The organism is Nocardia sp. NBC_00403, from assembly GCF_036046055.1.
Taxonomy (GTDB): Bacteria; Actinomycetota; Actinomycetes; order Mycobacteriales; family Mycobacteriaceae; genus Nocardia.
In genome coordinates, this window is the sequence record NZ_CP107939.1 from 5,154,941 (window position 1) to 5,177,376 (window position 22,436).

At 62.7% G+C, this 22,436-nt stretch carries 20 protein-coding genes; 11 read left to right on the forward strand and 9 right to left on the reverse strand.

The genetic code is table 11. The annotated features are described in order from the left end of the window. Nucleotides 1–241 precede the first annotated feature (241 nt). Nucleotides 242–1,087: a class I SAM-dependent methyltransferase gene (locus OHQ90_RS22775; RefSeq protein ID WP_328400619.1), complete on the forward strand. Its 846-nt coding sequence runs from the start codon at nucleotides 242–244 to the stop codon at nucleotides 1,085–1,087. Nucleotides 1,088–1,220: 133 nt separating this feature from the next. Here the strand turns inward: OHQ90_RS22775 and OHQ90_RS22780 are convergent, their stop codons facing one another. The 3 genes from OHQ90_RS22780 to OHQ90_RS22790 form a co-directional block, all read right to left on the reverse strand. Continuing rightward, nucleotides 1,221–1,850, reverse strand: coding sequence for a hypothetical protein (locus tag OHQ90_RS22780; RefSeq protein ID WP_328400621.1), 630 nt, complete (start codon nucleotides 1,848–1,850; stop codon nucleotides 1,221–1,223). Continuing rightward, nucleotides 1,847–2,692, reverse strand: coding sequence for a hypothetical protein (locus OHQ90_RS22785; RefSeq protein WP_328400623.1), 846 nt, complete (start codon nucleotides 2,690–2,692; stop codon nucleotides 1,847–1,849). The genes OHQ90_RS22780 and OHQ90_RS22785 overlap by 4 nt, the downstream gene beginning before the upstream one ends. A 237-nt stretch (nucleotides 2,693–2,929) precedes the next feature. After that, nucleotides 2,930–3,361, reverse strand: a complete 432-nt coding sequence (locus OHQ90_RS22790; RefSeq protein ID WP_328400624.1) for a nitroreductase family deazaflavin-dependent oxidoreductase — start codon at nucleotides 3,359–3,361, stop codon at nucleotides 2,930–2,932. 383 nt (nucleotides 3,362–3,744) lie between these two features. On the opposite strand from OHQ90_RS22790, the gene OHQ90_RS22795 reads away from it, so the two are divergent. From OHQ90_RS22795 to OHQ90_RS22820, 6 genes are all read left to right on the forward strand, one after another. Next, the gene (locus OHQ90_RS22795; RefSeq protein ID WP_328400625.1) at nucleotides 3,745–4,071 is read left to right on the forward strand and encodes a GYD domain-containing protein; all 327 of its coding nucleotides are present in this window, start codon (nucleotides 3,745–3,747) and stop codon (nucleotides 4,069–4,071) included. Nucleotides 4,072–4,937: 866 nt separating this feature from the next. Beyond that, on the forward strand, nucleotides 4,938–5,381 hold the full coding sequence (locus OHQ90_RS22800; RefSeq protein WP_328400626.1) for a hypothetical protein: 444 nt from the start codon (nucleotides 4,938–4,940) through the stop codon (nucleotides 5,379–5,381). Between the two features lie 665 nt (nucleotides 5,382–6,046). Continuing rightward, on the forward strand, nucleotides 6,047–7,576 hold the full coding sequence (locus OHQ90_RS22805) for an ABC transporter substrate-binding protein (RefSeq protein WP_328400627.1): 1,530 nt from the start codon (nucleotides 6,047–6,049) through the stop codon (nucleotides 7,574–7,576). Further along, nucleotides 7,573–8,502, forward strand: coding sequence for an ABC transporter permease (locus tag OHQ90_RS22810; RefSeq protein ID WP_328400628.1), 930 nt, complete (start codon nucleotides 7,573–7,575; stop codon nucleotides 8,500–8,502). The genes OHQ90_RS22805 and OHQ90_RS22810 overlap by 4 nt, the downstream gene beginning before the upstream one ends. Beyond that, on the forward strand, nucleotides 8,499–9,305 hold the full coding sequence (locus OHQ90_RS22815; protein WP_328400629.1) for an ABC transporter permease subunit: 807 nt from the start codon (nucleotides 8,499–8,501) through the stop codon (nucleotides 9,303–9,305). Before OHQ90_RS22810 ends, OHQ90_RS22815 begins: the two co-directional genes overlap by 4 nt. Then, entirely contained in the window at nucleotides 9,302–10,747 is a 1,446-nt protein-coding gene (locus tag OHQ90_RS22820) for an ABC transporter ATP-binding protein (protein ID WP_328400630.1), read from the forward strand. The genes OHQ90_RS22815 and OHQ90_RS22820 overlap by 4 nt, the downstream gene beginning before the upstream one ends. A 13-nt stretch (nucleotides 10,748–10,760) precedes the next feature. On the opposite strand, the gene OHQ90_RS22825 is transcribed toward OHQ90_RS22820, so the two are convergent. The 6 genes from OHQ90_RS22825 to OHQ90_RS22850 all read right to left on the reverse strand — a co-directional run bounded on the left by OHQ90_RS22825 (nucleotide 10,761) and on the right by OHQ90_RS22850 (nucleotide 17,895). Beyond that, a complete protein-coding gene (locus OHQ90_RS22825; protein WP_328400632.1) occupies nucleotides 10,761–11,531 on the reverse strand; it encodes a hypothetical protein in 771 nt (256 codons plus the stop codon). 426 nt (nucleotides 11,532–11,957) lie between these two features. Next, nucleotides 11,958–13,361, reverse strand: coding sequence for an MATE family efflux transporter (locus OHQ90_RS22830; RefSeq protein WP_328400634.1), 1,404 nt, complete (start codon nucleotides 13,359–13,361; stop codon nucleotides 11,958–11,960). Then, nucleotides 13,358–14,461 (reverse strand): PLP-dependent cysteine synthase family protein, encoded by a 1,104-nt coding sequence (locus OHQ90_RS22835; RefSeq protein WP_442941157.1) that lies wholly within the window; start codon nucleotides 14,459–14,461, stop codon nucleotides 13,358–13,360. Before OHQ90_RS22835 ends, OHQ90_RS22830 begins: the two co-directional genes overlap by 4 nt. Next, nucleotides 14,454–15,839, reverse strand: coding sequence for a Y4yA family PLP-dependent enzyme (locus OHQ90_RS22840; protein WP_328400636.1), 1,386 nt, complete (start codon nucleotides 15,837–15,839; stop codon nucleotides 14,454–14,456). The genes OHQ90_RS22835 and OHQ90_RS22840 overlap by 8 nt, the downstream gene beginning before the upstream one ends. Next, a complete protein-coding gene (locus OHQ90_RS22845) occupies nucleotides 15,830–16,807 on the reverse strand; it encodes an ornithine cyclodeaminase family protein (protein WP_328400638.1) in 978 nt (325 codons plus the stop codon). Before OHQ90_RS22845 ends, OHQ90_RS22840 begins: the two co-directional genes overlap by 10 nt. After that, nucleotides 16,804–17,895, reverse strand: coding sequence for a TauD/TfdA family dioxygenase (locus OHQ90_RS22850; protein WP_328400640.1), 1,092 nt, complete (start codon nucleotides 17,893–17,895; stop codon nucleotides 16,804–16,806). Before OHQ90_RS22850 ends, OHQ90_RS22845 begins: the two co-directional genes overlap by 4 nt. 448 nt (nucleotides 17,896–18,343) lie before the next feature. Between OHQ90_RS22850 and OHQ90_RS22855 the strand changes: the two genes are divergently transcribed. The 4 genes from OHQ90_RS22855 (at nucleotide 18,344) to OHQ90_RS22870 (ending at nucleotide 22,378) form a co-directional block, all read left to right on the forward strand. Then, nucleotides 18,344–18,535: a hypothetical protein gene (locus tag OHQ90_RS22855; protein ID WP_328400642.1), complete on the forward strand. Its 192-nt coding sequence runs from the start codon at nucleotides 18,344–18,346 to the stop codon at nucleotides 18,533–18,535. 7 nt (nucleotides 18,536–18,542) lie between these two features. After that, the gene (locus OHQ90_RS22860; protein WP_328400644.1) at nucleotides 18,543–19,325 is read left to right on the forward strand and encodes a D-alanine--D-alanine ligase family protein; all 783 of its coding nucleotides are present in this window, start codon (nucleotides 18,543–18,545) and stop codon (nucleotides 19,323–19,325) included. Between the two features lie 741 nt (nucleotides 19,326–20,066). Next, complete coding sequence (locus tag OHQ90_RS22865; protein WP_328400646.1) at nucleotides 20,067–20,933, forward strand: COG4705 family protein; 867 nt, start codon at nucleotides 20,067–20,069, stop codon at nucleotides 20,931–20,933. Between the two features lie 191 nt (nucleotides 20,934–21,124). Continuing rightward, nucleotides 21,125–22,378 carry a COG4705 family protein gene (locus OHQ90_RS22870; protein ID WP_328400649.1) on the forward strand — a complete coding sequence of 418 codons (1,254 nt, stop codon included), beginning with the start codon at nucleotides 21,125–21,127 and terminating at the stop codon, nucleotides 22,376–22,378. Nucleotides 22,379–22,436: the final 58 nt, after the last annotated feature.

Consider the following 22,436-nt stretch of genomic DNA (forward strand, 5'->3'; position numbering starts at 1 on the left):
GATCGCCGGGCCAAGCGAGTATTACACATCGACATCAAACGTCAACATGTAACGAGTGTGGTCCAGCGGTCGAGCAGGTAAGGAGCACACGGCTCCGGTCGGCGAGCTAGCGTCCATCCGCCGTCCTCATCGGCTGCAGTTCCTACATCCGCACGGGCCCTGCGCATCCCGACCGGCCGAACGCGAGTTCTCCCCGCCCGCTCCGTAGTTGCGCCCAGGCCGAGCCGGTAAGGTGGCGGGCATGCAGGTCGGGCAACCGAGTAGAACCGCAATGGCCGTAGCGCGTGCGAGGGCCGACCATCAGGTTGCCGACGAGCCACGGGTGTTCACCGATCCGTTGGCTCTGCAGATCATCGGTGAATCCGACTCGCGGGCAAATGAATTCGACAATGGTCTCGATCAGGATCTGGCTCGTCGGCGGCGGTTGTTTATCGCGGCGCGCAGCCGATTCGCTGATGACATCGTGGCGGCCGCGGTCGCCCGGGGGACTGGTCAGGTAGTGATCCTTGGGGCTGGACTGGACACCACCGCCTACCGCAATATCCACGAGGACGTGCGATTCTTCGAGGTCGATCACCCCGACACCCAGGAGTGGAAGCGGCGCCGACTGTCCGGGACCGGAATCGCGATCCCGTCATCGCTGACCTTCGCCCCGATTGATTTCGAACAATCCACGCTGGCAGACGGGTTGGCCGAGGCAGGGCTCGACCGCGCTCGGAGCGCGGTGTTCATCTGGCTCGGCGTTGTCATGTACCTGACCAGAACGTCGGTCGAGGACACTCTTCGCTACATCGCCGGCCACGGCGGACCCGCGGAGGTGGTTTTCGACTACCTGTACCCGATCTCCTCGACCCTCCACGATCCTGCGGCCGGACACCAACAGGCACGCGCAGATCGCGTCGCCGCGGTGGGCGAACCGTGGCTCAGTTTCTTCACCGCGGACGAAATCCGCGGCAACTTGCTGTCCTTCGGTTTCGATCGGGTCGAAGACCGTTCCGCGACACAGCTGTTGGCCACCTACGGCATCCGAACAACCGCGCGTCCTATGAATTCAGGACCGCACCTGATCCACGCCGGCACGGCGTGAGCGCCCAGGATCCCTTGTCCCTGGACGTCATTCGGATCAGATTTGTCCGACATGCCGGCCACCACCGGTCTACCAGGACCGCGAGCGGATTCACGGCTACGAGCGAGGGCGCCGTGCGTTCTGAGCGGCCTGCTCACGCGGTGAGATCGGCGCCCGGTGACGCGGGAGGCCGGGCCGGCTGGCGGCCGATGAGCGGGATCGGCCGTCGCAGGTCGACCATGGTCGCCACGTGGAGCGTGCGTTTGCGCTGCAGGATCGGCCCGACTTCCGGCGCGGCGACGGAAACTTTCACAGTGCAGTCACCAGGGCCCAACGCCACCAGCATGCCGCCGCGCACGGTTGCCGCGAGCGGCTGAAGCAGCAACGCAACGCAGAGTTCGAGCGCAAATTCGCCCACCCGGTTTCCGTCGACGGTGACCTCGAGCCGTGGACAGCAGGTTTGGGTAACCTCGTGTTCGAACAACTCGACCTGCTCGACTCGGTCCGGGCAGGTTCGCATCGCCGCACGGAGAAGCCGGTCGTAGCGGCGCCAACCCGCGACCGCGACCCTGCCGAGGTCGATCTCGAGCAGCTCGTCGACCGCCTTGGCCAGCTCGCGCAGCGCCGCCGACCGCAGGATCACGGTAACGACCGGCGCTCGGCGCAGCGCCAACTGCTCGACACCTCTCTCGTGCAGGCGCTCGGCCAGCTGACCCACGTCGGCCCCGCGCGCGGCGCCCGGGAACAGCACCGCCCGAGCCGTGATCGATGCGGGACTCGTCATCTGGGCACCTCCCTGACGTGTAGCTGTGGCTCGCCGCCGCTCAGCCGAACCCGAACAGCCGGAGCGTGGGTGGGGCGGGTGATCTGGCGAATGTAAATCGACGGGCTCATGTCCTCGACCACATGTACGCATACCTGCGGCGGGTGCGGATCACGGCGGTACGCCCGCGCCGGATCGGTCGGGTGCTTGCGCCGCTGATGCAGTACGAGCGTCGCGACACCGACGGCGAGAAGAAACCCGCCGATGCCAAGCGCGTCGCCGATGTGGTTGTCCCGCTGACGATCATCGCTTCGTGGTGCAGCGGTCGGCGGTTGCGTGGTGGGTGGCTGCGTGACGGGCGTGGTAGTCGGCTCGGTGGTCGTGGGTTTGGAGGTGGTCGTCGTGGTGGTCGGGCCGACCTGTGCGGGGACGATCTTGATGGACGCTTCCCTCCGGATTACGTGGTCGTACGTCGCGCGGCAGGTGACGTTGATCGAATGCGCGCCGAGTTCGGTCCGGTCGGGCACGCTGACGGGAGCATCGAACGAATACTGGTGGACGTAGGCGGTGGTCACCGAATCAGACCAGTTCGGTGAGACGCTCACCGCGTCGCAGGGCCAGTAATCGCCGTAAATGGTGATTTGCGTACCGCGTTGGGCGGTGGGTGGCACGCGGAGAGTGGGTTCGGGGACCGTATCAGGACTCCCGGACGGTGTGGGGGAGATACCGGAGCTCCCTGACGTTCCGGTCGGCGGGGCCGGCCAGGTCGTGGTAGGCGCCGTCGCGGCGATCGGTACCGATACCGCGCCGAGCAGCCCAGCCGCGGCCACCGCGACAAGGAACACTCGCGCGTCGTCTCTCATGATCACCTCTCCGAGACGCGGGAGGCTCGGAGGATCCGTGCCCCGGAGTCAGTCTGTTCCCGTCCCGAGGTGTCGACGTGAGTAGCGCACTACCTGTTTCGGCGCTCGTGCCTGCAGGAACAACCGGAGATGAGGTCGGACCGAGTGAGCTTGTGAAATTCGAGGAGATCGGACTGCTTCGCCATCACAATGACCGGCAACGCGGCTTGGAAGTGCACGACCGGAGCGTATGAGATCTCACTGATTCGGCGTCAACAGCACGAGCGGGATCTCACGGGTGGTCTTGCGTTGATAGCCGGCGTAGCCCTTGTACGCCGCGACGACCCGGGGCCACAACGCTGCGCGTTCTTCCGCGTTGGCCACGTGGGCCGCCATCGGTCGCTGGGGACCGCTCTGCAGCGACACCTCGACATCAGGATTGTCACGCAGATTCAGAAACCACGCAGGGTGGGTGGGGTCGCCGCCGCGCGAGGCCACGATCACGATCGTCTCGCCGTCGATGACCGGCGCGGTCAGCATGACCTTTCGCGGCTCACCGGTCTTGCGACCGATCGTGGTGAGCTCGAGGGTCGGCATCCCCACGATGGTTTTGCCCAGCTTCCCGCCGCTTACTTTGAGCAAGGCACGGTGGATGGCGTTCTGGATCTTCAGCTGGGCATCACTCGGCATGCTGCGGAATCTACACCGGTACGCGACTGCGTGAAGGGCTGGTATTGCAGGGCATTTCGAATACCAGAACATCCTTCGTCGGGATTCGGGTTCAGCGAGAACTCGAATCCGTGCCATTCCGTATCACTCAGCCCATACGCTGGTGAACCTCGGTTTCCGCCGAACCCGGTCGGCAGTGATAGGTGTTTGCCTGTGGCGGCTGACGGTGACTTCGTACTCCCCCGCGGGCACCGGTGACGCTGCCGTCTGATCACCATTACATTGCTGCATCATTGCTGGACATTGCATCGGCATTGCCGCCTTTGCGGTAGTCGAGACCGTAGTCTCGGGCTCACCGAGTGGATGCGGGACGCGGTGGTCTCGCGAGGAGGAGGCGACACGAGATGCCCAAATACTTGTGGCGGGTCAACTACTCCCAGGAAGGAGCGCGTGGCCTGCTCGCTCAGGGTGGCAGTGCTCGCCGACTGGCCATCACGGAGATGGTCGAAAGCGTGGGCGGCCAGGTAGAAGCCTGCTATTTCGCTTTCGGTGAAGACGACCTGTTCGTCATCGGCGATGTTCCGGACGAGGTTGCTGCAGCTGCGCTCGCAATCCGTACTGCGGCATACGGAGCGGCAGTCTCACACACGGTGGCACTACTGACCCCTGAGCAGATCGATGAAGCAGTCGCGCGTGACGTCACGTACTTGCCGCCCCAGGTCGGGCCGTAGTTCTTCCCGTCTGGTGTCGGGATTGTTCTATCGACTTGCTGAGCATGACAGTGCGAATCGGCGTCCGCCCACGGTTGCGGGCGGACGATTCGGCTATTGCCGCGGCTACCGTGGGTGGCCGAAGTACATCAGTTCCCAGATCGCGTCGTCCTTGTAGGTTTCGATCAGGTTGTTGACCGCCTTTGCGGTGGGCTACTCACCCGGCGAAGGCGCCGTGTCGGCGAGTTGGCGGGCGGTGGCGGCGCCGATACCGATACTTGCGCCGGTGATGAGCGCGACGGTTCCGGTCAGTTTCTATGTCGTGGGTATTGTCCTGTGCTCTCGATGTTGGGGCGAGCCAATGGGAATGAGCTCCCAACCAATTGGCCAGCGGGGATGGACCGAGTGCTCGCGGAGATCGGCGCCGGGGCTTGGGGGTGTCCCCGATCCGGATATCGGGTGGGTTTCAGACAGCTCCAATGCGGCTACTAACAACTGGCGTCAGGGCCGGGTCCAGAAGAGTGCGTTCATCCAATGGAGGTGCTGTAAGCAGCGCCAGGATGGCTGGTCTTGGTTTGGCGGTGTGTAGTGCACCGAGTCGTCATGTCGATCAGTCGCGGCTGGGAGCCGGTCAGCGTGTCGGTCGCCGCCACCGGTATCGGGGCGGAACTGTTATCGGCCAAGGGATCTCGACGGGAACAGGGCTGCGCTCCGTACCGCTGTGAGGACGCCTGAACGTTCGCTGCGGCCGTGCTTGTTCGATACGCTCACTGCTGGAACGACTTCCGCTACTCGCTGCTGCGATGTCGGTGGGGTCGGTCCCCGGCCGTATGGCTGGCGCGGGTAGTAAGCCCGCGAGTGTGATTGCGTGGGAAGGACATTGACGGATGACGGTGCGGCGGATGGTCGCGGGGGCTATGGTTTCGGTAGGAATCGGTGCGCTGGTGTGCGGAACGGTGGTGACACCGGCGCAGGCGGATCCGCTACCACAATGGGCGCCGTTAGGCACCACGCTTTATACCTTTGGCGATGCGAATTTTTGTGCCGGGGCGATCGGCGTGGCGGTGGAGGCCGCACCACATCAGCCCGGCCACGTGCTGGCGCACGTCACACCACTGGGTTACCAGCGCGGGCCGTGCGGCAATCATGTGATGCTGGGGTGGGTGGGCTCGGCGGGCGGACGAACTCAGGACGTATACGTGCACACCGATGCGGCGCAAGGCGACACTGTGACCGTCGACCTGTGGGTGGGGATGGGTCCGGCCAAGATCATGGCCGACACGTGGCCGATCCAGGGCCCGTTCGCGGAGTGGTATCTGCTGGTGCCCTAGCCCGTGCCTGGGTGTATGGCGCCTAGCGGGGTCCGTGAGCGGGCCGCAGTTCGGGTTTGGCTGTAGGTCGAGGCCATGGTCCCGAGGAGAGGACTGATCAGTTCAGGGTCGGATTTTCCCGGCTCGCGCAGCGGCCCCCGCTGGCGCCGTCGATCCGCAGCAATCCTGGACAACCGCAGGCGTGGCGACACAGCGACACCGCCCTTCGGTCCGGACAGGGCCGGGTTGCCAGGCCGCTTTCTGCCACCCGGACTCGGCTTGCGTCGCCGAGTTCGGCTGTGCCCGAATGGAGTTCGGCGTGCGATGTGGCCCACCTCGGGATTCATATCGTCGCCCCCACGTTGTCGGTCGGATAGGCGCCTGAGTTGCAGTACGCCCGCAATGATGCTGTCGATGCCGTGGTGTCGGTACAGGTCTTCGGTCGTTCCCGATTGGCCGAAACCGGTGACACCGAGCGGCGTTGGTGGGGACCTGCTGGATGGTGCCGAGAAAGGCGAGCGTGTGCAGGCGACCGTCCAGGACTATCAGCACAGGGGTCGACGGATTGCTCGCCCCATTAGCGGCCATCGCAATAGTTGAGGTGTTGCCTGTCGGTGAGTCGCCACGCTAGCCTCTATCGAGTTAGCGGAGGCTAACCTTCGAAGTGAACCGGGTGAGGTCGAGCGATGGATTTGAATAGGCGTCAACTCTTCAAAGCAGGCCTCGGACTGAGTGCGATACTGGCGATCGCCGCCTGTGGAGATGGATCTTCGTCCGATGGCTCTGGTGGCTCACCTCAGCGCGGCGGCACGCTTCGTATCGGTGCAATCGGCAAATCATCCAAGACCGAGCGGGATCCTCACGCGACGATGAGCAATGAAAGCGATTTCCTCATCATGTCGCTCATCTATGATCCGCTGACGGTTCCCGGAACCGACCCGAACGTGGCCCCTCGGTTGGCGTCGAAGTGGGAATCCGATGCAGAGCAACGGAATTGGACATTCACGATCGCCGAGGGTGCCACCTTCCACGACGGTCGTCCGGTCACTGCCGACGATGTGGTGTGGTCGCTTCGGCGTCTGCGTGAGGTCGCGGGTGAAACCAAGGTGCCTGTGTCGTCGGTCGATGACATCAAGCCGGTCGGCGCGAACGCGGTTGTGCTGACTTGCGCGGGTCCGAACAGCCAGTTGCCGTTGCTGCTGCGATTGATGACTTTTGCCGCCCCCAAGGGAACCACAGACTTCACCAAAGGCATTGGCAGCGGCCCATTCCGGCTCGAAAGCTACAACAATGGCAACGCCCGGCTGGTGCGAAATGACAACTGGCACGGCGGCGCCCCCTTGCTCGACGCTGTCGAAGTCACCCTGTTCGAGAGCCCTGAATCGATGGCCAACGCAATCATGGCCGGGCAGATCGATGTCGCATCGAGTGTCGGCGCCGTCGCGGGGCGGACGGCAGAAGCCCGCAGTGACCTCCAGGTCATCCGCCGTCCGAATGATGTCGCGATTGTCATCGCGATGAGGACCTCCGACGGGCCTTTCGCTGATCCGCGCGTGCGGGAAGCGCTCCGTCTTGCCGTGGACCGCCCGGCGATGGTCGCACAGGTGCTTTCGGGCTACGGCAGTGTGGCCAACGATATTCTGGGCACTGCTGATCCGACCTTCGACTCATCGATCGCGCAGCGAAAGCGCAATGTCGATCGAGCAAAGCAACTGCTCGCGGATGCGAAGTTCGACACCGGAAGAACCTATCCGCTGGTCACGAAGCAGGAGGCCGCGGGTGAGGTGGAATCGGCGAAGGTGTTCGCGAGCCAGGCCAAGGATATCGGGCTGAATATCGAGGTGGTCGTCCAAGAAGCGAACGCTTTCTACGATGACACCTGGCTGAAGGCCCCGTTCTACACAGTGAACTGGGGCACCAATGACTCGGTCATGTTCTTCGCCAGCAAGGTCATGTCGTCGCGGACGAAGTGGAACGAAACCGGCTTCAAGGATGCGGAGTTCGACAAAGCCTACGCCGACGCACTCGCCGCGCCGGCAGGCGCGAAGTTCACCGAGGCGAGTAAGGCGATCCAACAGATCCAGTACGACCGTGGCGGTTACATCGTGTGGGGCATGGCGGATGGCATCGATGTTGCGTCCCGTTCAGTTCAGGGTCTGCCGAAGCTAGGAGGATACGGCCGAGTCCAGCTCGAACGCGTTTGGTTGTCGAGTTGATCGCCCTCACCGGACTGGTGGTGCGGCGGCTCGGACTGTTGATCGCACTGCTTGCAGTGGTATTCGTTGTGGTCGACCTGCTGCCGGGAAACGCGGCACGGGCCGTCCTCGGACGCGATGCGGGAGCGGATCGGATAGCGGCGAAGGAGCACGAGCTGGGATTGGACCGGCCGCTGCCGGTCCGTTTCTGGAACTGGTTCAGTGGGGCCGCTACCGGGGATTTCGGCACCACGGCCCGCGGGCAATCGGTGAATGAGCTGTTGGCGGCGAAGTTTCCACAAACCTTGCTGCTGGCATCGGTCGCGATGTTGGCCACGGTGGTGATCTCGCTGCTGTGCGGGTTGTGGTGGTCCGCGCGGCCTACCGGCTTCACCGCTCGCGTTATGCAACCGAGCTCCGCCTTCGTCATCGCGGTTCCGGAATTCGTGGTGGCAACACTGTTGGTGCTGGTTTTTTCGCTGTGGCTGGATTGGCTGCCCGCGGTGACTTTCACCGACCGCTCCGGATATCCGGCGAGCCCGGAGATGCTGATCCTGCCAGTTGCGGCCCTGGCGATACCACAGGCGGGCTGGAATTCGAGGGTAGTGCGTGGCGCGTTGATCGACGCGGCCGCCGCACCACATGTGGAGAGCGCCGTTCTGAATGGGCTCCCGGAAAGGACTGTCCTACTCCGTCACGTCCTGCCGTTCGCGTTACCCACGATCGCAACGTCTTTCGCAACCTCGGTCGGTACGTTGTTCGGCGGCGCTCTCGTTGTGGAGACGATATTCAACTATCCAGGGATGGGCGCCATGGTGGCGGGATCTGTCTCCGACCGCGATACCGCGCTCGTAGCGGCAGTCGTGGCAATGACCGGAACAACGATCATGTGCGTCTTGCTGCTGGCCGATGCCATTCGTGCCTGGGCTAATCGAGGTCGGCGATGACGACCTCGACCACCTCCCGGAGGCTGTGGCCGACGGTGTTACCCGCGGCCGCGGTTGTCACCGTTGCGATAGTCGGACCCGCGCTCGCGCCGCACGCAGTCGATCATGCGGTCGGTATTACCTTCGAGAAGCCCAACAGCGCGGCCTGGCTGGGTGGCGATCGGCTCGGCCAAGACGTCACGAGCCAGTTGTTGCGTGGCGGCTGGGGACTGCTGCTGCTGGGCGCGATCATCGCCCTGTTGGTGACCGCGTTCGCCGCGATCCTCGGATCGATAGCAGCGCTGCATCCGAGAACCGGGGCATGGATCGAACGCACCGCCGATCTGGGCATGCTGTTGCCGCCGGTGTTGGCGATCCTGCTATTTATGCTCTCCTGGCCCGAATCCGGAGCCGTGGGTTTGGTGGTCGTATCGGTGATCGCGGGTACACCGTATTCGGCGCGAGTGTTCGCAGCGGCGGCGACCGGAGTGGCGGCGTCGGGCTTCATCGAAGCGGCGCAGGCACGCGGAGAACGGTTGAGTTACCTCATTTTTCGAGAGCTGCTCCCGAACCTGCGCGAAACACTGCTCACTCAATTGGGCCTACGATTCGTGGAGGCGATGTACCTCGTGAGTACTGCGGCGTTCCTACAGCTGCCGACCACCCTCGGAGACGCGAACTGGGCGGTGATGGTCCGCGAGAACGCCTCCGGGATCCTGCTGAACCCCGCCGCGGTGCTGGCGCCGAGTGTGGCGATCGGTCTGTTGGCGGTCAGTGTGAACAGCGCCGTTGCGGCGTTCGGGCGTGGGCGGAGCAGCGTATGACGACTGGGGTGCAGGTCGAGGATCTCACGATCCATTCGTCGTCGGGTGCGGTATTGCTGGCAACGACGTCGCTGTGTGTTCCCCAAGGCTCCGTCACGGCGTTGACCGGTCCATCCGGAGCGGGGAAAAGCACGCTGATGCGTGCGGTGCTCGGCCACCTTTCCAGCGGTACGACTCGATCGAGCGGTTCGGTGCGGGTCGCCGGACAGGATGTGTTCGCGCTGAGTCCCGATGCGTTGCAGTCCTTCCGCCGCGGGCACATCGCTTTCGTGAGCCAGGATCCGGGTGCCGCGCTGAATCCGACAATGCGGGTTCGGTCACTGCTCAGAGAAGCGGCGAACCATTCCAGAGATGCCGATCTGGGTACCGTGCTCGCTCGCGTCGGGCTGCCCGAGCACTGTCTGCATCGGCGTCCTGGCGAACTGTCCGGTGGTGAACAGCGACGGGTCGCGCTTGCGCTCGCGCTGGTCCGCAAGGTTGGTGTCCTTGTTGTTGATGAGCCTATCGCCGGGTTGCATGGGGAGCTGCGGAACGGGATAGCGGAGCTGCTACGTTCGCTGGCCACCGACGATGATGTCGCGGTGGTGGTTTCGGGCCATGACACCAAGGTTCTGCACCGGCTCGCGGATGACGTGGTCGCGCTGGGCGAGCCACAGGTGGGACTGCTGGAGCTGGCGACGCGGCCTTCGGATCCCGTGGTCGCGGGGCCGCCCGCCCTGCAGGCGCACGCGATATCCGCAATGGCGGGTCGCAGAAGGCTACTGGCATCGGTCGACCTCAGTATCGGGGCCGGGGAATCGGTCGCAGTCGTCGGGCCGTCGGGCGCGGGGAAGACCACGTTGGCCCGAGTGCTGGCCGGTATCCATTCCGCGGCGTCGGGCACTCTCGAGGTGGATGGACGCGAATTGGCTGTCGGGCGCGCACGCCGATCTCGCCGCGACCGGAGGCGAGTGCAGCTGATCCCGCAAAACCCGCTGTCCACACTCAACCCGAAGCAGACTGTGTTGCAAGCGCTTTCGCGACCACTGCGGCTCAGCGGGATGACCGGAAAGGCTGAGGTCGCTGATCGCGCCGCACGTCTGCTGGGCAGTGTGGAGCTGGACGCCGATCTGTTGGGTCGATATCCGGACGAGCTTTCCGGCGGTCAGCGGCAGCGCGTCGCGATCGCGCGCGCGCTCGCCACTGAACCGGATGTACTCATCTGCGACGAGATAACATCGGCACTCGATACCAGCACCGCTGAATCGATCATGGAGTTGGTGGAGCGAACTCGAATCGCACGGGGGATCGGCGTCCTGGTCGTCAGCCACGACATGGCAGTGGTGGCCAGGTATTGCCGCCGGATCCTTGTCCTTGCGGACGGAATGGTTGTCGAGCACGGAGACACCGCGGGGGTGCTGGCAGACCCCAGCGCACCTCAGACGAGGGCGCTGCTGGTCTGAGCGCGGGGCGCGATTACCCCGAGAAGTAGTCCTCCAGCCCGCCTTCGCGGACGGTGTCCACTGTGAAGCAATGGAATCCACCGCCGAAGAGCCGACGGTGGCGATGCTGGACCGGTACCACGGTCATTCTGTTCGCCTCGAGGAGTTCGATGAGTTCGGTGTGCGCCGAATTGACAAGCACGGTCTCGGAGTCGATGGACAGCAGGTTCATGTCGATGAACTTGCTGGTGAGCACCAGATCGTTGTCGTCGTAGCTCGGGAAGCCGTCTGCTGCCGGTTCGGGATAGTAGATGCGGTCCCATTTCTGCAGCTCGACGGGCAGTTGATCCACGATCTCGGGCGAGCGCGCCAGCAACAGTCCGGGGCGAAGCGGCAATACGGTGCTGTCGATGTGATCATCGCTGAGCCGGTAGAGCCGATGCAGTCGGAAGCGACCTTCGAACTGCCGGACCAGCCATTCGAAGGCGAGCTGGTGATGAGCTGTCGACACATTGACCAGGACATCCTCGCCGAAGCGCAGTATCTGCGCGGCATCCATCATCATCTCGAAGCCGACGTGATACGGCGAGTCGTCGGGACGGCCGACCGGTGCAAGCGGCTCGTCGGCCGAACCGGTGCCTTCGACATAGGAGAAGTCGAACGATCCGTCGGTCATGAGTGGTCGCGGCATTACCGACCACCGGGCTCCCTTGCGGAAGTAGTCCATGAACACCGGTTTCAACAATTGGTTTTCGAAATAGCGCGAACGCATCATCGGTGGGGTCTCGACGATTTCATCGCCCATGATGACTACGTTGTCGCGTACGTTGAGTGCAGGGATCATTGCCGCCGACCATGCGGGAGTCTGTACCTCGGGGACCGTAGGTCCGATATCCAGTGGGCGATGAACCCGGACATGAAGGGATTCCAGCGTGCGGACGAGCCCTGCGATATCTTCGTTCAGTTCGTCGACATGGCGCTGCGAGATTCTGATTCTGGACCGTGTATCGGTCCCTGCCGGAGGCGAGAATGGTGGGTAGAGCCATGGCTTGCGTGCAAGGTCGTTGTCGCCGGAAATGTTCTCGTGAAGGAACATATCGAACGTCAGCTCGCGCTCGTGTGTGGTGTAGTTCAGCCCCGATCCTACAATTACCTCTCGGAGTGGCGACCATTCATCATAGCTATTCAGACGCATGTCGATCTCTTTCGTAAATCGGTGGATCTGGGTTTTTCAAACGAACGCGGCGGTGCGCGCGGGCTCTCGCTTGTGTAGGTCGCGGTCGAAACGCCGCAACAGCAGCGTCGCGGTGACCGCCAAGCCCGCACACAGTCCGATCCACACTCCTGGACCGCGTAGACCGAAACCATAGGCGCAGGTCAACAGCACAGGTAGCCCGACGGCCCAATAGCCGACGAGGGTGATTCGAAAGCCGCTCTTGGTGTTGCCGAGGCCACGCAGAAGTCCGACACCAATATTCTGTGCGCAGTCCAAGAATTGCTGCACGACAGCGATGAAGAGAAGGGTCTTCGCCAAAGGCAGAACGTCCGCCGCCTCTGTTTGATCGAGAAAGGGGACAAGTACCAACCGGGGTGCCGCCACATATATGATGCCCACTGCGCCCATTACTGCGACACCGAGGGTCAAAGCTATGCGGGCGGTACTTCTCGCTTCGTCGAGATCTCCCTTGCTGACCACTCGACTCACCAAGATGGACGACCCGTGCGAAAGGCCGATGGTTACCTGAAAGACGATATATGTCAATTGGATGACTACGTTGTGCGCAGCCAGCACAGTCGGACCGAAACTCCCCATGATGAGTGCGGCGACAGAGAAAAGCCCTGCTTCTGATCCATATGTCAAGCTGATCGGGATCCCGAGTCGCAGGATCGCACGAACTGTTCTCAGATCCGCGCGCCAGCCCTGGATCGACAGCAATGGTGCAAGGTGGGTGTCCCTGCGGACGATCAGGAAGAAGGCACAGCATGTCGAGAGGTTGACAAAGGAGGTGGCACAACCGATCCCGGTCAACCCCAGGACCGGAAGTCCGAACCAGCCATAGATGAAGGCGCCGTTGATGGCTGCGTTCACCCCGACAGAGCCGATGGTGACCCACAGCAGTGATCCGGGTCTGCGCATGCCTACCGCGAATTGACGGAGCACGTTCAGCCACAACATCGGCACCAGACCGAACGCCAATGCCATCATCATCGGCCGTGCCAGTTCCAGAATGCGGGCGTCCTGACCGAACCATACGAGCGAGTAGCTCAGCGCGACAAGCGCACCTCCCGCGAGCAGACCGACGAAGGTCGCCACCAGAAATGCCGCACGAACGACCTGGCGGATCTCCGATCGCGCTTGCTCGTCGAGTTGGTCGGTACCGGCGCGCGATTCCCCTTGGCCCACCGCGCCCGCCACCAAATTTCCGACCGCCGTCACCACACCCACACTCATCGTGCGCACCTGGTTGTACAGCGTTATTGCCAACCCACCCGCGGCGATCGCCTGCACACCGAGCAAGCCCATCATCGCGAGGTCCGTGGTGGTCAGTGCCACTTGCGCGAGTTGGATCCCCGCGATGGGGGCCGCGAGAGCGATCAACGGGCGACTGTCGCGCACACCGATCGCGAGGCTCATGCCGGCGTCGATCGTGCCGAGGGCCGAGTCAACACTGACGAGCCGATTTCACTGGCATATTCATCGAGCAATTGTGCGACCTCCGCTTCTGCGACCGAGTTCAGCAAGTTCTTCTCACGCATCCAATCGTCATTGAAAATCGTGTCGAGATACTTTTCGCCGCCATCGCATGCGATGGTCACCATCGTGCTGCCGGGAGGAATTTCACGCAGCCGTTTCATCGCTACATACACTGCTCCACCGACCGAACCGCCGAGCATCAAACCATTGCGTCGCGCAACTGTGCGCGCGGTCGCAAAGGCGTGAACATCCGATACCTTAACCCCCTCGTCGAGGAGGTCGTAGTCGATGGTGCTGCCGATCGGGGCGCCGGGTGGAGTGCCGGTGCCGGACTGCCAATACGGACCGCCCGGGCCACCGAATACGATCGAACCGGCAGGTTCGACACCGATCACCCTGACCGATGAACCGAGGCGACGCAGTTCACGCGCGGTACCGAATAGAGAACCGCCGGTGCCTACCGAGCTGACCAGGTAGTCCACGTCGGTAGCAAGGTCTGCACGAAGTTCGTCGGCCAGCGCCCGGTATCCCCGCGCGTTGCTCGGATTGTTGTGCTGATCGAAGAAGTAGGCGCCCTCCTCCGAAGCGGCCAGTAGGGCGGCGTGCTCTTCACGTGCGGTCGGGCTCGGACCGTCGTCGCTGGTATCGGCGACGTAGACCAGCTGTGCGCCCATGGCGACCATCGCTCGCAATTTGTCCTTGGCCGAGTGATTGTCCACGACCGCGGTGAATCGGTAGCCACGCTCGGCGGCGACCACTGCGAGGCCTAGACCTGTATTCCCTGAGGTGGATTCGATGATGTGCCCGCCTGGCGGGAGCCGACCGTCCAGCTCGGCGTCGAGCACCATCTGTCGAGCCATCCGAATCTTTGCAGAGCCCGTCGGATTGAACTGCTCGAGTTTGAGTAGCAGCCGCGATCCTGAGCCGGTTCTGCACAATTCGATGAGCGGCGTACGGCCGACCAGATCAGAGACACGCTCGGCGATGTTCTCGACTCGTTCTCCGGTACGATGATTTGTCGATTGCAGCGCATTATTCATGGCTGTGACCGCCCCCTCGATGTGAAACACCAGCGGACTCCAGTCGCCACCGGATGCGTTCCGGCGAGGTCGTGACGACGACCTTCGGTGGCAATGGCAACTGATGGAACTCCGACTCGTTCGAATCCATTTGATAGCCAGCGGTATTCGGGTAGATCAACAGATCACCTCTGCGCGGGACACGATCGAATCGAATCTTGCGCCAGGACAACATATCTGTTTCGAGGCAACTCGAGCCGCCGACGCAGGCACTCGTCGGGGTGCTCGGCTCCTGCTGGGGCCAGAGCATCGGATCCGGCAGGTACTCGCTGGCAAACCATTGTTCGGACAAGCTCAAGCTGAGCCCGGACGCGGTGATGAACCCGTAGTCCTGTCTCGGCTTGTAGCCGAGGACAGGAAAGGCCGTGAAGCCGCAGCCATCGAGCAGTGCCCGGCCTGGTTCGATCAGCAATCGGGTACCGGTCTGCGCGAACTTGGCGGCGAGATCGGAATGCTCCGTGGCAACCGAGCTGCCGAGGATCGCCGAGAGCATCTCCGCGCCTGCGGGATTCGCGTGATAGGGGTAGAACCCGCTGAAGGTCTTCCGGGTGTGGAACCAGGAATCTTGATACTCGCTGAGGAACTGCTGCCAAGGACTCGCATCGACGTAGTCGACGGCGAATCCGCCGCCGATCGAAACCGAGTTGGCTGCAAGGCCTTTGGCTCGCGCGGCCAGGCACCGGTCGATCAGATCGGAGGCTTGCCATGCGCGCGGTGCGACGCTGTACCCGGTCAGATGAAAGGAGAAGCCTTCCATCCTCAGGTGTGCGCGATGCGCTACGCACCGGTCGATCGCAAGGTCCAGCTCGTTGTCGTTGAGTCCGAATCGACTGTTGGGGTTCGACGGCGGCAGGACTCGCAACAGAATGCGGACCGCTTCGCCCGCGTCGGCAATCGCGATCACTCGGTCGAGCTCGTCGAGCTCGTCGACCGTGATCAGGCAGCGATGGCGAGTGGCCAGCCACAGAAGATCATCGCTTTTGCTGGGCCCGGTGATCACCAGATCCTCGCCTCGAACGCCGTTGGCCAAAGCATGGATCAACTCCGGCGCGCTTGCGACATCCACTCCGGTGTTCGCCTCGGCACAGGCGCGCGGCCAGCACGCGGCTTTGTTGGCCTTCTTGCCGAAATACACCTTGCCGTCGACACCGGCAGTGACCATCGCATCGACGAATGCCGCGAGATTCGTAGTGAACTGCTCGGGGTACACCACGTGAAATGGGCCGCCGCCTACCGCATTTGCCAAATCGGCGAGCAACGTCGGATCGGTTCGCACCCGAGTGACCCAGCCCAGTTCTTTTGCTGGGAGCGGCAGCGCGGCGGTCTCGGTCAGTTCCACAGTCGCAGCTCCTGTCCACGGCCTTCTTCGATAGCGCGGATTGCCAGCGCATGCCCCACTGCGATGTCGGTGACGACCAGCCCACTGTTATATGCGAAGACCCGATCCTCCGGCGTCTTTCGCCCCAGGCCGCGGCCGGCGAGTATTTCCGGTAGCTCGGCGTCGACCGGACGTAGTGTCCCATCCGGACCAGCCAGATACTTCCCCGTCACCGCCAGCTGGCCCGCACTGGTAGCAATCGCGTAGTCGGAGTCCAGCAGTGCGGAGTCCGCGACGCCGTATCCGACGTCCACCAGTAGTCCGCCCGGCTTCAAGGAGTTTGTCCGTACCTTGACCGCCGTGGCTGGGCCAGAGGCGGCCAGCACGACGTCGGCGTCGAGTACCGCACCGGTCACGTCGGTGACCACTTCGATCGTCCGATCCGGGTGGTGCTGGTGGAATACCTCCAGCACCGCGGCGATTCCAGCGTCATGGGTCCCGTAGAGCAACAGGCGATCCAAGTTCGGCAGCACCTCGAGCAGGTAGGGGAATGCCTGCCTACCCTGGGTGCCGGTCCCGATCAACAGCGCCGTCCTGGCGGCCGGTGCAGCGCTGGCCTCGACGAGAAGTGCAGTCGCGGCCGGTGTACGCAGCGACCCGATTCGAGCGCAGTCCATCAGCGCGATCGGAGCGCCGGAGTCGTCATCGTAGAGAGTGATAGTGGTGTAGTACTGCTTCTGTCCGCGTCCCTTCTCCTGCTTGTACGACGTTTTGAAGGCGACCACCCGTCGAGACCCGTCATAGCCGAGCATCGAATACGAGATCGAGTCTCGGTCCGGCACGGGAAGCGCTATCTTGGCAGGGTTTCGAGACTGGCCTTGTGCGAGAGTCACGTAAACATCGCGCACCGATTTGATCACCTCGGCGGGTGTGATAGCTATGTCCGCCAGGTCATTGCGCGAGAGCACGCGCAGCGGTATGTCATTCATTTCGACTCCAAGGAGAGATAGTCGACCTGCTGGCCGTAGCCATTCTCGGTCAACTCGGCCATCGGGCGCGGCCGATCCGGCATCGCGACATTTACCCGCTTGAGCCACCGGTCGGTGCCGTCGAATCGCGCGGTGAACGGGACGCGGCCGTGTACAACCACGTCGTTGTCGATGATCGCGACGTCACCGGGCTCGAGCACGACACGACGAGTAACCCGCTCCAGTTCGCTTCCCAACCGCAGGTAGGCCTCTCGGTATTCAGGATCGGCGTCGGCCCACGGTGTGTAGTCCGGGTCGTAGCGCAGGCACAGCCCGTCCGAGCGTTCCCACAACGTAGGAATCGGATCTGCGGCTCCCCACTTCTCCGCGTCTCCATAGGTGAGATCCGGCAGGATCGGAATCGTTGGGCGCAAGAGTATTTCGTGGTCGGCAGCGGAGAGATTCACATCGCGAACCGAGGCTATGGTCGTCGCGACACCGTCCGGGTTGCGAACGCAACCGAGAAGGAAGACGTGCGAGCGATGTGGATGAAAAGAATCTTCGGTGTGTGGGCTCAACAGAATCGAGCTGCTCGCCCCGGTCTGCACGCTCTCATACCCTCGCGCGGGCATGACATTGTTCACCAGCCGCCCCTCCTGCTGGCCTCGCCAGCCGAAAGGTTCGCCGATCATGCTGGCGAGCAACAACATTTGCAGATCCAACGGCAAACTGGCCGTGTCATCGATCGCTGCCCAGATCGGCGGAGTTCGGCCGACCGATTGCTCATCGATGAGGAGCCCGCGGATTACACATACACCCCCGTCCGTGGCCGGTGGGCATATCTTCTCGCGCAGCTCACCCTCGATATTTGCTGCCAGTGTCGAGATCGCTTGCCGGCAGCGAGGATTGGACAACCCTCCGTATGCCGCAGCCAACGTCGTGCCCAGCTGATGCAAGAACACTTGCGAATTCGCGTTCAACATGCGCATTTCAAGTGATCGTATCTCGCTTTTTACAGCAATCGACATCCTGAACTTCCCCTTTGCAGTGCCCTGCCCTGTAGAAGGACGCACGGTCGTTCGGCGATGCGCGGGAACGTGGTCGTGCACCCGGGCACGTGACCCACTCGCAAATCAAGAACGGGGTCGACCATAGCGGAGTACGGCGCGTTAGGCAAGGCATTCCTAAGCTCGGGTCAACCTGCTTAGATGTCCGAATTATGCACCCGCCCAGCGATGTTCGTGCAGACGATGACTCCTACCTCGGGGCGCTGCATGGGTAGTCGGGGCCAAGTGCTGGCTCCAGTCGGTCGGGTCTGCCCCAGGCTCGCTTGGCCGCGGGGTCCGCGATGCGGCCCGCTCGGCGTCGGTCGCCTCTGAAGGACTCGTCGCCAAACGCCTCACAGTGACCGTGGCACCTGATATGCCGCCCACTCATTACAGCCCTGACGTTGTGTCACAATGCGCCGGTGCGTATCAACGTGATCTGTGGCGGGGAGAGTGGCGAGCGAGATGTATCAATGTCTTCCGGTGCGGCCGCTGTCCAATCCCTTTGGAGATGGGGCATGAGGTCACGCTCATCGACCTTGCGGCCGAATTGCCGATACTGGCGGGACCATTGCGGTTTCCAGCCGCACTTCCTCCCTATCATGTGACGAACAATCCGCCAGATATCGAGCAGCAGCGGCTATGGCGTCGCAACATCGCGGCGTCGCTGCTCGACGAGGAAGTCCTCGCGTGCCTAACATGACGCAGATATGACTTACGTTGCGGTGCACGGCGGATGGGGGGAGGACGGGCATTTGCAGTCGTGGCTCGAAATGCTGGGTGTTCCGTTCACCGGCCCCCGCAGCGATGCCTGTTCTGCCGCATGGCACAAGTCGCGAGCCCTTGCGATCCTTCAGGTCGCGTCCGTGCCGACGGCGCCCCGTGTTATTTATCGAGCGAATGATCCGGTTGCCGAGTCGGAGGTGCGGCGGATTCTCGGTGATGGACCGGCCGTCGTGAAGCCGGCGACTGGAGGCTCCAGCGTCAATATTTCTGCCGTTCGTGGAATCGAAGAGCTCCACTTGCTCGACGACTTGGCTGCATCGGAGGGGGAACTGCTTGTGGAGTCATACCTTTCCGGCAGGGAGTTCACGGTGGGAGTGTTGGGAGAAGAAGTATTCCCTGTCGTTGAAATACTGTTGGCATCTTCACTATTCGACTATCAGGCCAAGTATCAGATAGGTGCGGTCACTGAAGTGTGTCCCGCTGAGATATCCTCAGAATTTTCTGAGCAGTTGCAGGAAATTGCGATGCGCGCGCATCGAGCGCTGGGTTTTTGTCGGTACTCGTACTCCCGCATCGACTTTCGCTGCGACGCCGATGGAATGCCGGTGTGCTTGGAGGTCAACGCTCTTCCAGGCCTCACCCCGGGCAGCTTGCTGCCCTTGGCTGCGTCCAGGGTCGGATTGTCGTACTCGCAACTCACGGAACGCATCGTCGATCTCGGGGTGGGGAGAGTCGGTGGTGCTCTGGCTGTCAGGGCGCGTGGATGACACCGCACTGATCTGGCCATGACCTCATCGGCTCGTGCGGCCGTACCGTGAAGACACAGTCGTGTTAGGTTAGCATCACCTTAGTTTGAATGGTATGCATGAACCGCTCGTCGATCGCTTCTGTGGTTTCGACGGGCCGCAGTCAGGGATGCCCTTCGACGCGGCAGGGAGTCGCCCTCTCGATGAGGGGGAGGGCGACGACCTTGTCCTACCGATGGTTGGGCGTCGGTCTCAGCGTCCCTTCGGATTCGAGCCTCAAAAGTCACGATCTGCGTACAACACTAAGTTTGCCTTGTCGAACCATGGTTATGTTCGGTGTGGTTCAGCTTGGGAGTGAATGTGATTAAGCAGATGTTCGCTTCCGGTGCGCCTTCGGTTGCCGCTCAGTTGTTCGGTAGCGACTTGATCGGGGTGAGTGGGGGCTCGAAACCGGAATCGGCGTCATGATTTTGGTCGCTTTCCTCGTGAAATCGCAACGGGACAACCTCGCCCGCAACGAATACATTGAACATGCCGGATCGGCCGAGGGTATGGGGCTGCCGAATTGTTAGTGCAGCGCTGCAAGTCGTGAGCACCGGTTCACCGTCCCCCAGCGGGCTGTGAACACGCTGAGCGGCCCAACGTCACCACCTGCGGGAACAGTCGATCCTATGAAAACTGAAGCACTCTTTCAGCGTGCTCTCAGCGGTGGGTTGTCATGCTACAGATCGGGTCGGTATCGCACTGACGAAGAGAGGATCGATGGTGAACAACACTGCTCGCAGTCTGCTGGTCGACTACAAGCTTCCCCAGGTCACGGTGATGTTCTGGGTGCTCAAGATCGCCGCGACCACGCTGGGGGAGACCGGTGGGGACCTGCTGGCGCAGACGCTCGGGCTCGGCTACGCGCAGGCGTCGCTGTTATTTCTTGCCATCTTCATAGTCGGTGTGCTGGTCCAATTGCGAGTGCGCCGATTCCATCCCGCGCTCTACTGGACGGTCATCGCCGCGACCAGCACGGCGGGCACGACGATGTCGGACCTGATCAACAGGGGGCCCGGCTCGGACACATCTACCGACGGCGGACTCGGCTACGGCGTCGGCGCGATCATTCTCATCTCCGGATTGGTCACCGTCTTCGTGATCTGGAAGTTCAGCGGGCAGACGTTCGACGTCGCGAACATCACCACCGTGCGCGGCGAAGTGCTGTACTGGGCCGCGATCCTGCTGTCCAATACCCTGGGGACTTCCCTCGGCGATTATCTGTCCGATAGTTCGGGACTCGGATACTGGGGCAGCGCCATGCTCATCGCTGTCATCATGGTCGTCATCTCGGCCGCTCACTACTTCACCGGGCTCTCCGGTGTCCTGCTTTTCTGGATGGCCTTCGTGCTGACCCGCCCGCTCGGCGCGACTGCTGGCGACTGGCTGTCCAAACCACACGCCAGTGGTGGCCTCGCGCTCGGCACGTACGGAACTTCCGCGGCATTGCTGGCGATTCTGGTATTGGGGATTACCTACAGCTATCGAAAGAATCGTCGTACGATGGTAATCGAGCCGAGCGACGTCGAGTCTGCGCTGATCAATGGCAGCGACACTACGTCCGAGACTTCGGGGTCCAGGCGGTAGCGGTCTTTCGGACATGTACCAGATCCGCCACGAGTGGACTATCGGGCGGTGCGATCCTGTCGGGCTTGCCGGTGTTCGAGTCGTGGATCTTGTAGGGCATCGGTGTGCTGCGGCTGACCGCGGCCGGGCTGAATGCACGCGCCTTCGGCTCTCAACGTCTCTTCAGCGAGCTGTCGTTACAGTCCCGCGTTGTGAGCGAGACAACGAGATCCGAGGCCGCTGCGGTCCACGTGCTGTTGAGCAAGGTGCCCGCGGTTACGGTGTGGTTCTGGATCATCAAGATCCTGTGCACGACCGTGGGAGAGAGCGTCGCCGACTGGATCAACGTGACGTTGGGTGTCGGTCTGAGCCTTACCGCTGTTATTTTTACGCTCGTGCTCGCCGCGGTGCTGGGGTGGCAGTTGCGTCTGGACCGCTATGTGCCGTTCGTCTATTGGCTTTCGGTCGTCGTGCTGAGCGTGACGGGCACCCTGTACACCGACATCCTCACCGACAATCGGGGTGTTCCGCTCGCACTGAGCACCGGCATCTTCACGGCGGTTCTGGTCATCGTCTTCGGGATGTGGTTCGCTCGGGAGCAGACACTGTCGATCCACAGCATCGTCACACTGCCGAGAGAGCTGTTCTATTGGCTCGCGGTCCTTGTCACCTTCGCCCTCGGCACGGCGGCTGGTGACTGGACATTGGAACTGACCGGTTGGGGGCCTGGTACTTCGGTACTTCTGCCGGTCGGCTTGATCATCGCGATCGTGATCGGCCGGCGGCTGGGTGCGAACGCGGTGCTGTCGTTCTGGCTCGCCTACATTCTGACCCGCCCGCTAGGGGCGAACCTCGGCGACTGGCTCGCGTCCCCGGCGACCGATCACGGCCTCGGAGTGGGTACTGCCGCCACCAGCGTGATCTTCCTCGCCGCGATCCTCGCATCGGTGGTGTACCTGACCCGCACCCACCGCGATGTCATCGCGGCGGCAGAACGGACCCACACACCGACCGTGACCACGCGTCCGGATCGTGAGCGGGTCATGATCGGCTACTACGTCGCAGTCGCTGTCGCGACGGGTGCGTTACTCGTGTGGGCCGCCGCACAGCCGCACGCAACAGTGACGAGCGAGGACGACGCCACAGCGGCGCCCGAGGTCACGTCACTGTCTTCAGGCGAGGCGACAACGCATTTCCCGCAGGTAGAAGTAGCGAAGTTCCGTACCATTGCCCAGGACACACTTCTGAAAGTTCAAGCTGGCGACCAGGCCGGCGCGAAGGCCCAGATCAAGGACCTCGAAACTGCATGGGACGACGACGAGGCAACCCTGCGTTCCCTGGACAAGAACGCATGGAACGCGCTGGATGAGCAGATCGACAGCGCCCTGAAGGCGGTACGGGCCGGCAAACCCGACAACGCGACCGAGACGAAGGCTCTCACCGCGCTATTGACCGCACTTGGTTGAGACGACGCCGACAGCCGAATCCGGCTCGCGAAATGTTCGGCTTACTCGCCGGAGTTCG

Excerpts from the sequence above, each read along its gene's own strand:
- OHQ90_RS22775 (WP_328400619.1), top strand. The coding sequence starts at position 242 with ATGCAGGTCGGGCAACCGAGTAGAACCGCAATGGCCGTAGCGCGTGCG.
- OHQ90_RS22780 (WP_328400621.1), bottom strand. The coding sequence starts at position 1,850 with ATGACGAGTCCCGCATCGATCACGGCTCGGGCGGTGCTGTTCCCGGGC.
- OHQ90_RS22785 (WP_328400623.1), bottom strand. The coding sequence starts at position 2,692 with ATGAGAGACGACGCGCGAGTGTTCCTTGTCGCGGTGGCCGCGGCTGGG.
- OHQ90_RS22790 (WP_328400624.1), bottom strand. The coding sequence starts at position 3,361 with ATGCCGAGTGATGCCCAGCTGAAGATCCAGAACGCCATCCACCGTGCC.
- OHQ90_RS22795 (WP_328400625.1), top strand. The coding sequence starts at position 3,745 with ATGCCCAAATACTTGTGGCGGGTCAACTACTCCCAGGAAGGAGCGCGT.
- OHQ90_RS22800 (WP_328400626.1), top strand. The coding sequence starts at position 4,938 with ATGACGGTGCGGCGGATGGTCGCGGGGGCTATGGTTTCGGTAGGAATC.
- OHQ90_RS22805 (WP_328400627.1), top strand. The coding sequence starts at position 6,047 with ATGGATTTGAATAGGCGTCAACTCTTCAAAGCAGGCCTCGGACTGAGT.
- OHQ90_RS22815 (WP_328400629.1), top strand. The coding sequence starts at position 8,499 with ATGACGACCTCGACCACCTCCCGGAGGCTGTGGCCGACGGTGTTACCC.
- OHQ90_RS22820 (WP_328400630.1), top strand. The coding sequence starts at position 9,302 with ATGACGACTGGGGTGCAGGTCGAGGATCTCACGATCCATTCGTCGTCG.
- OHQ90_RS22825 (WP_328400632.1), bottom strand. The coding sequence starts at position 11,531 with ATGGGCGATGAAATCGTCGAGACCCCACCGATGATGCGTTCGCGCTAT.
- OHQ90_RS22830 (WP_328400634.1), bottom strand. The coding sequence starts at position 13,361 with ATGAGCCTCGCGATCGGTGTGCGCGACAGTCGCCCGTTGATCGCTCTC.
- OHQ90_RS22835 (WP_442941157.1), bottom strand. The coding sequence starts at position 14,461 with ATGAATAATGCGCTGCAATCGACAAATCATCGTACCGGAGAACGAGTC.
- OHQ90_RS22845 (WP_328400638.1), bottom strand. The coding sequence starts at position 16,807 with ATGAATGACATACCGCTGCGCGTGCTCTCGCGCAATGACCTGGCGGAC.
- OHQ90_RS22855 (WP_328400642.1), top strand. The coding sequence starts at position 18,344 with ATGGGGCATGAGGTCACGCTCATCGACCTTGCGGCCGAATTGCCGATA.
- OHQ90_RS22860 (WP_328400644.1), top strand. The coding sequence starts at position 18,543 with ATGACTTACGTTGCGGTGCACGGCGGATGGGGGGAGGACGGGCATTTG.
- OHQ90_RS22865 (WP_328400646.1), top strand. The coding sequence starts at position 20,067 with ATGGTGAACAACACTGCTCGCAGTCTGCTGGTCGACTACAAGCTTCCC.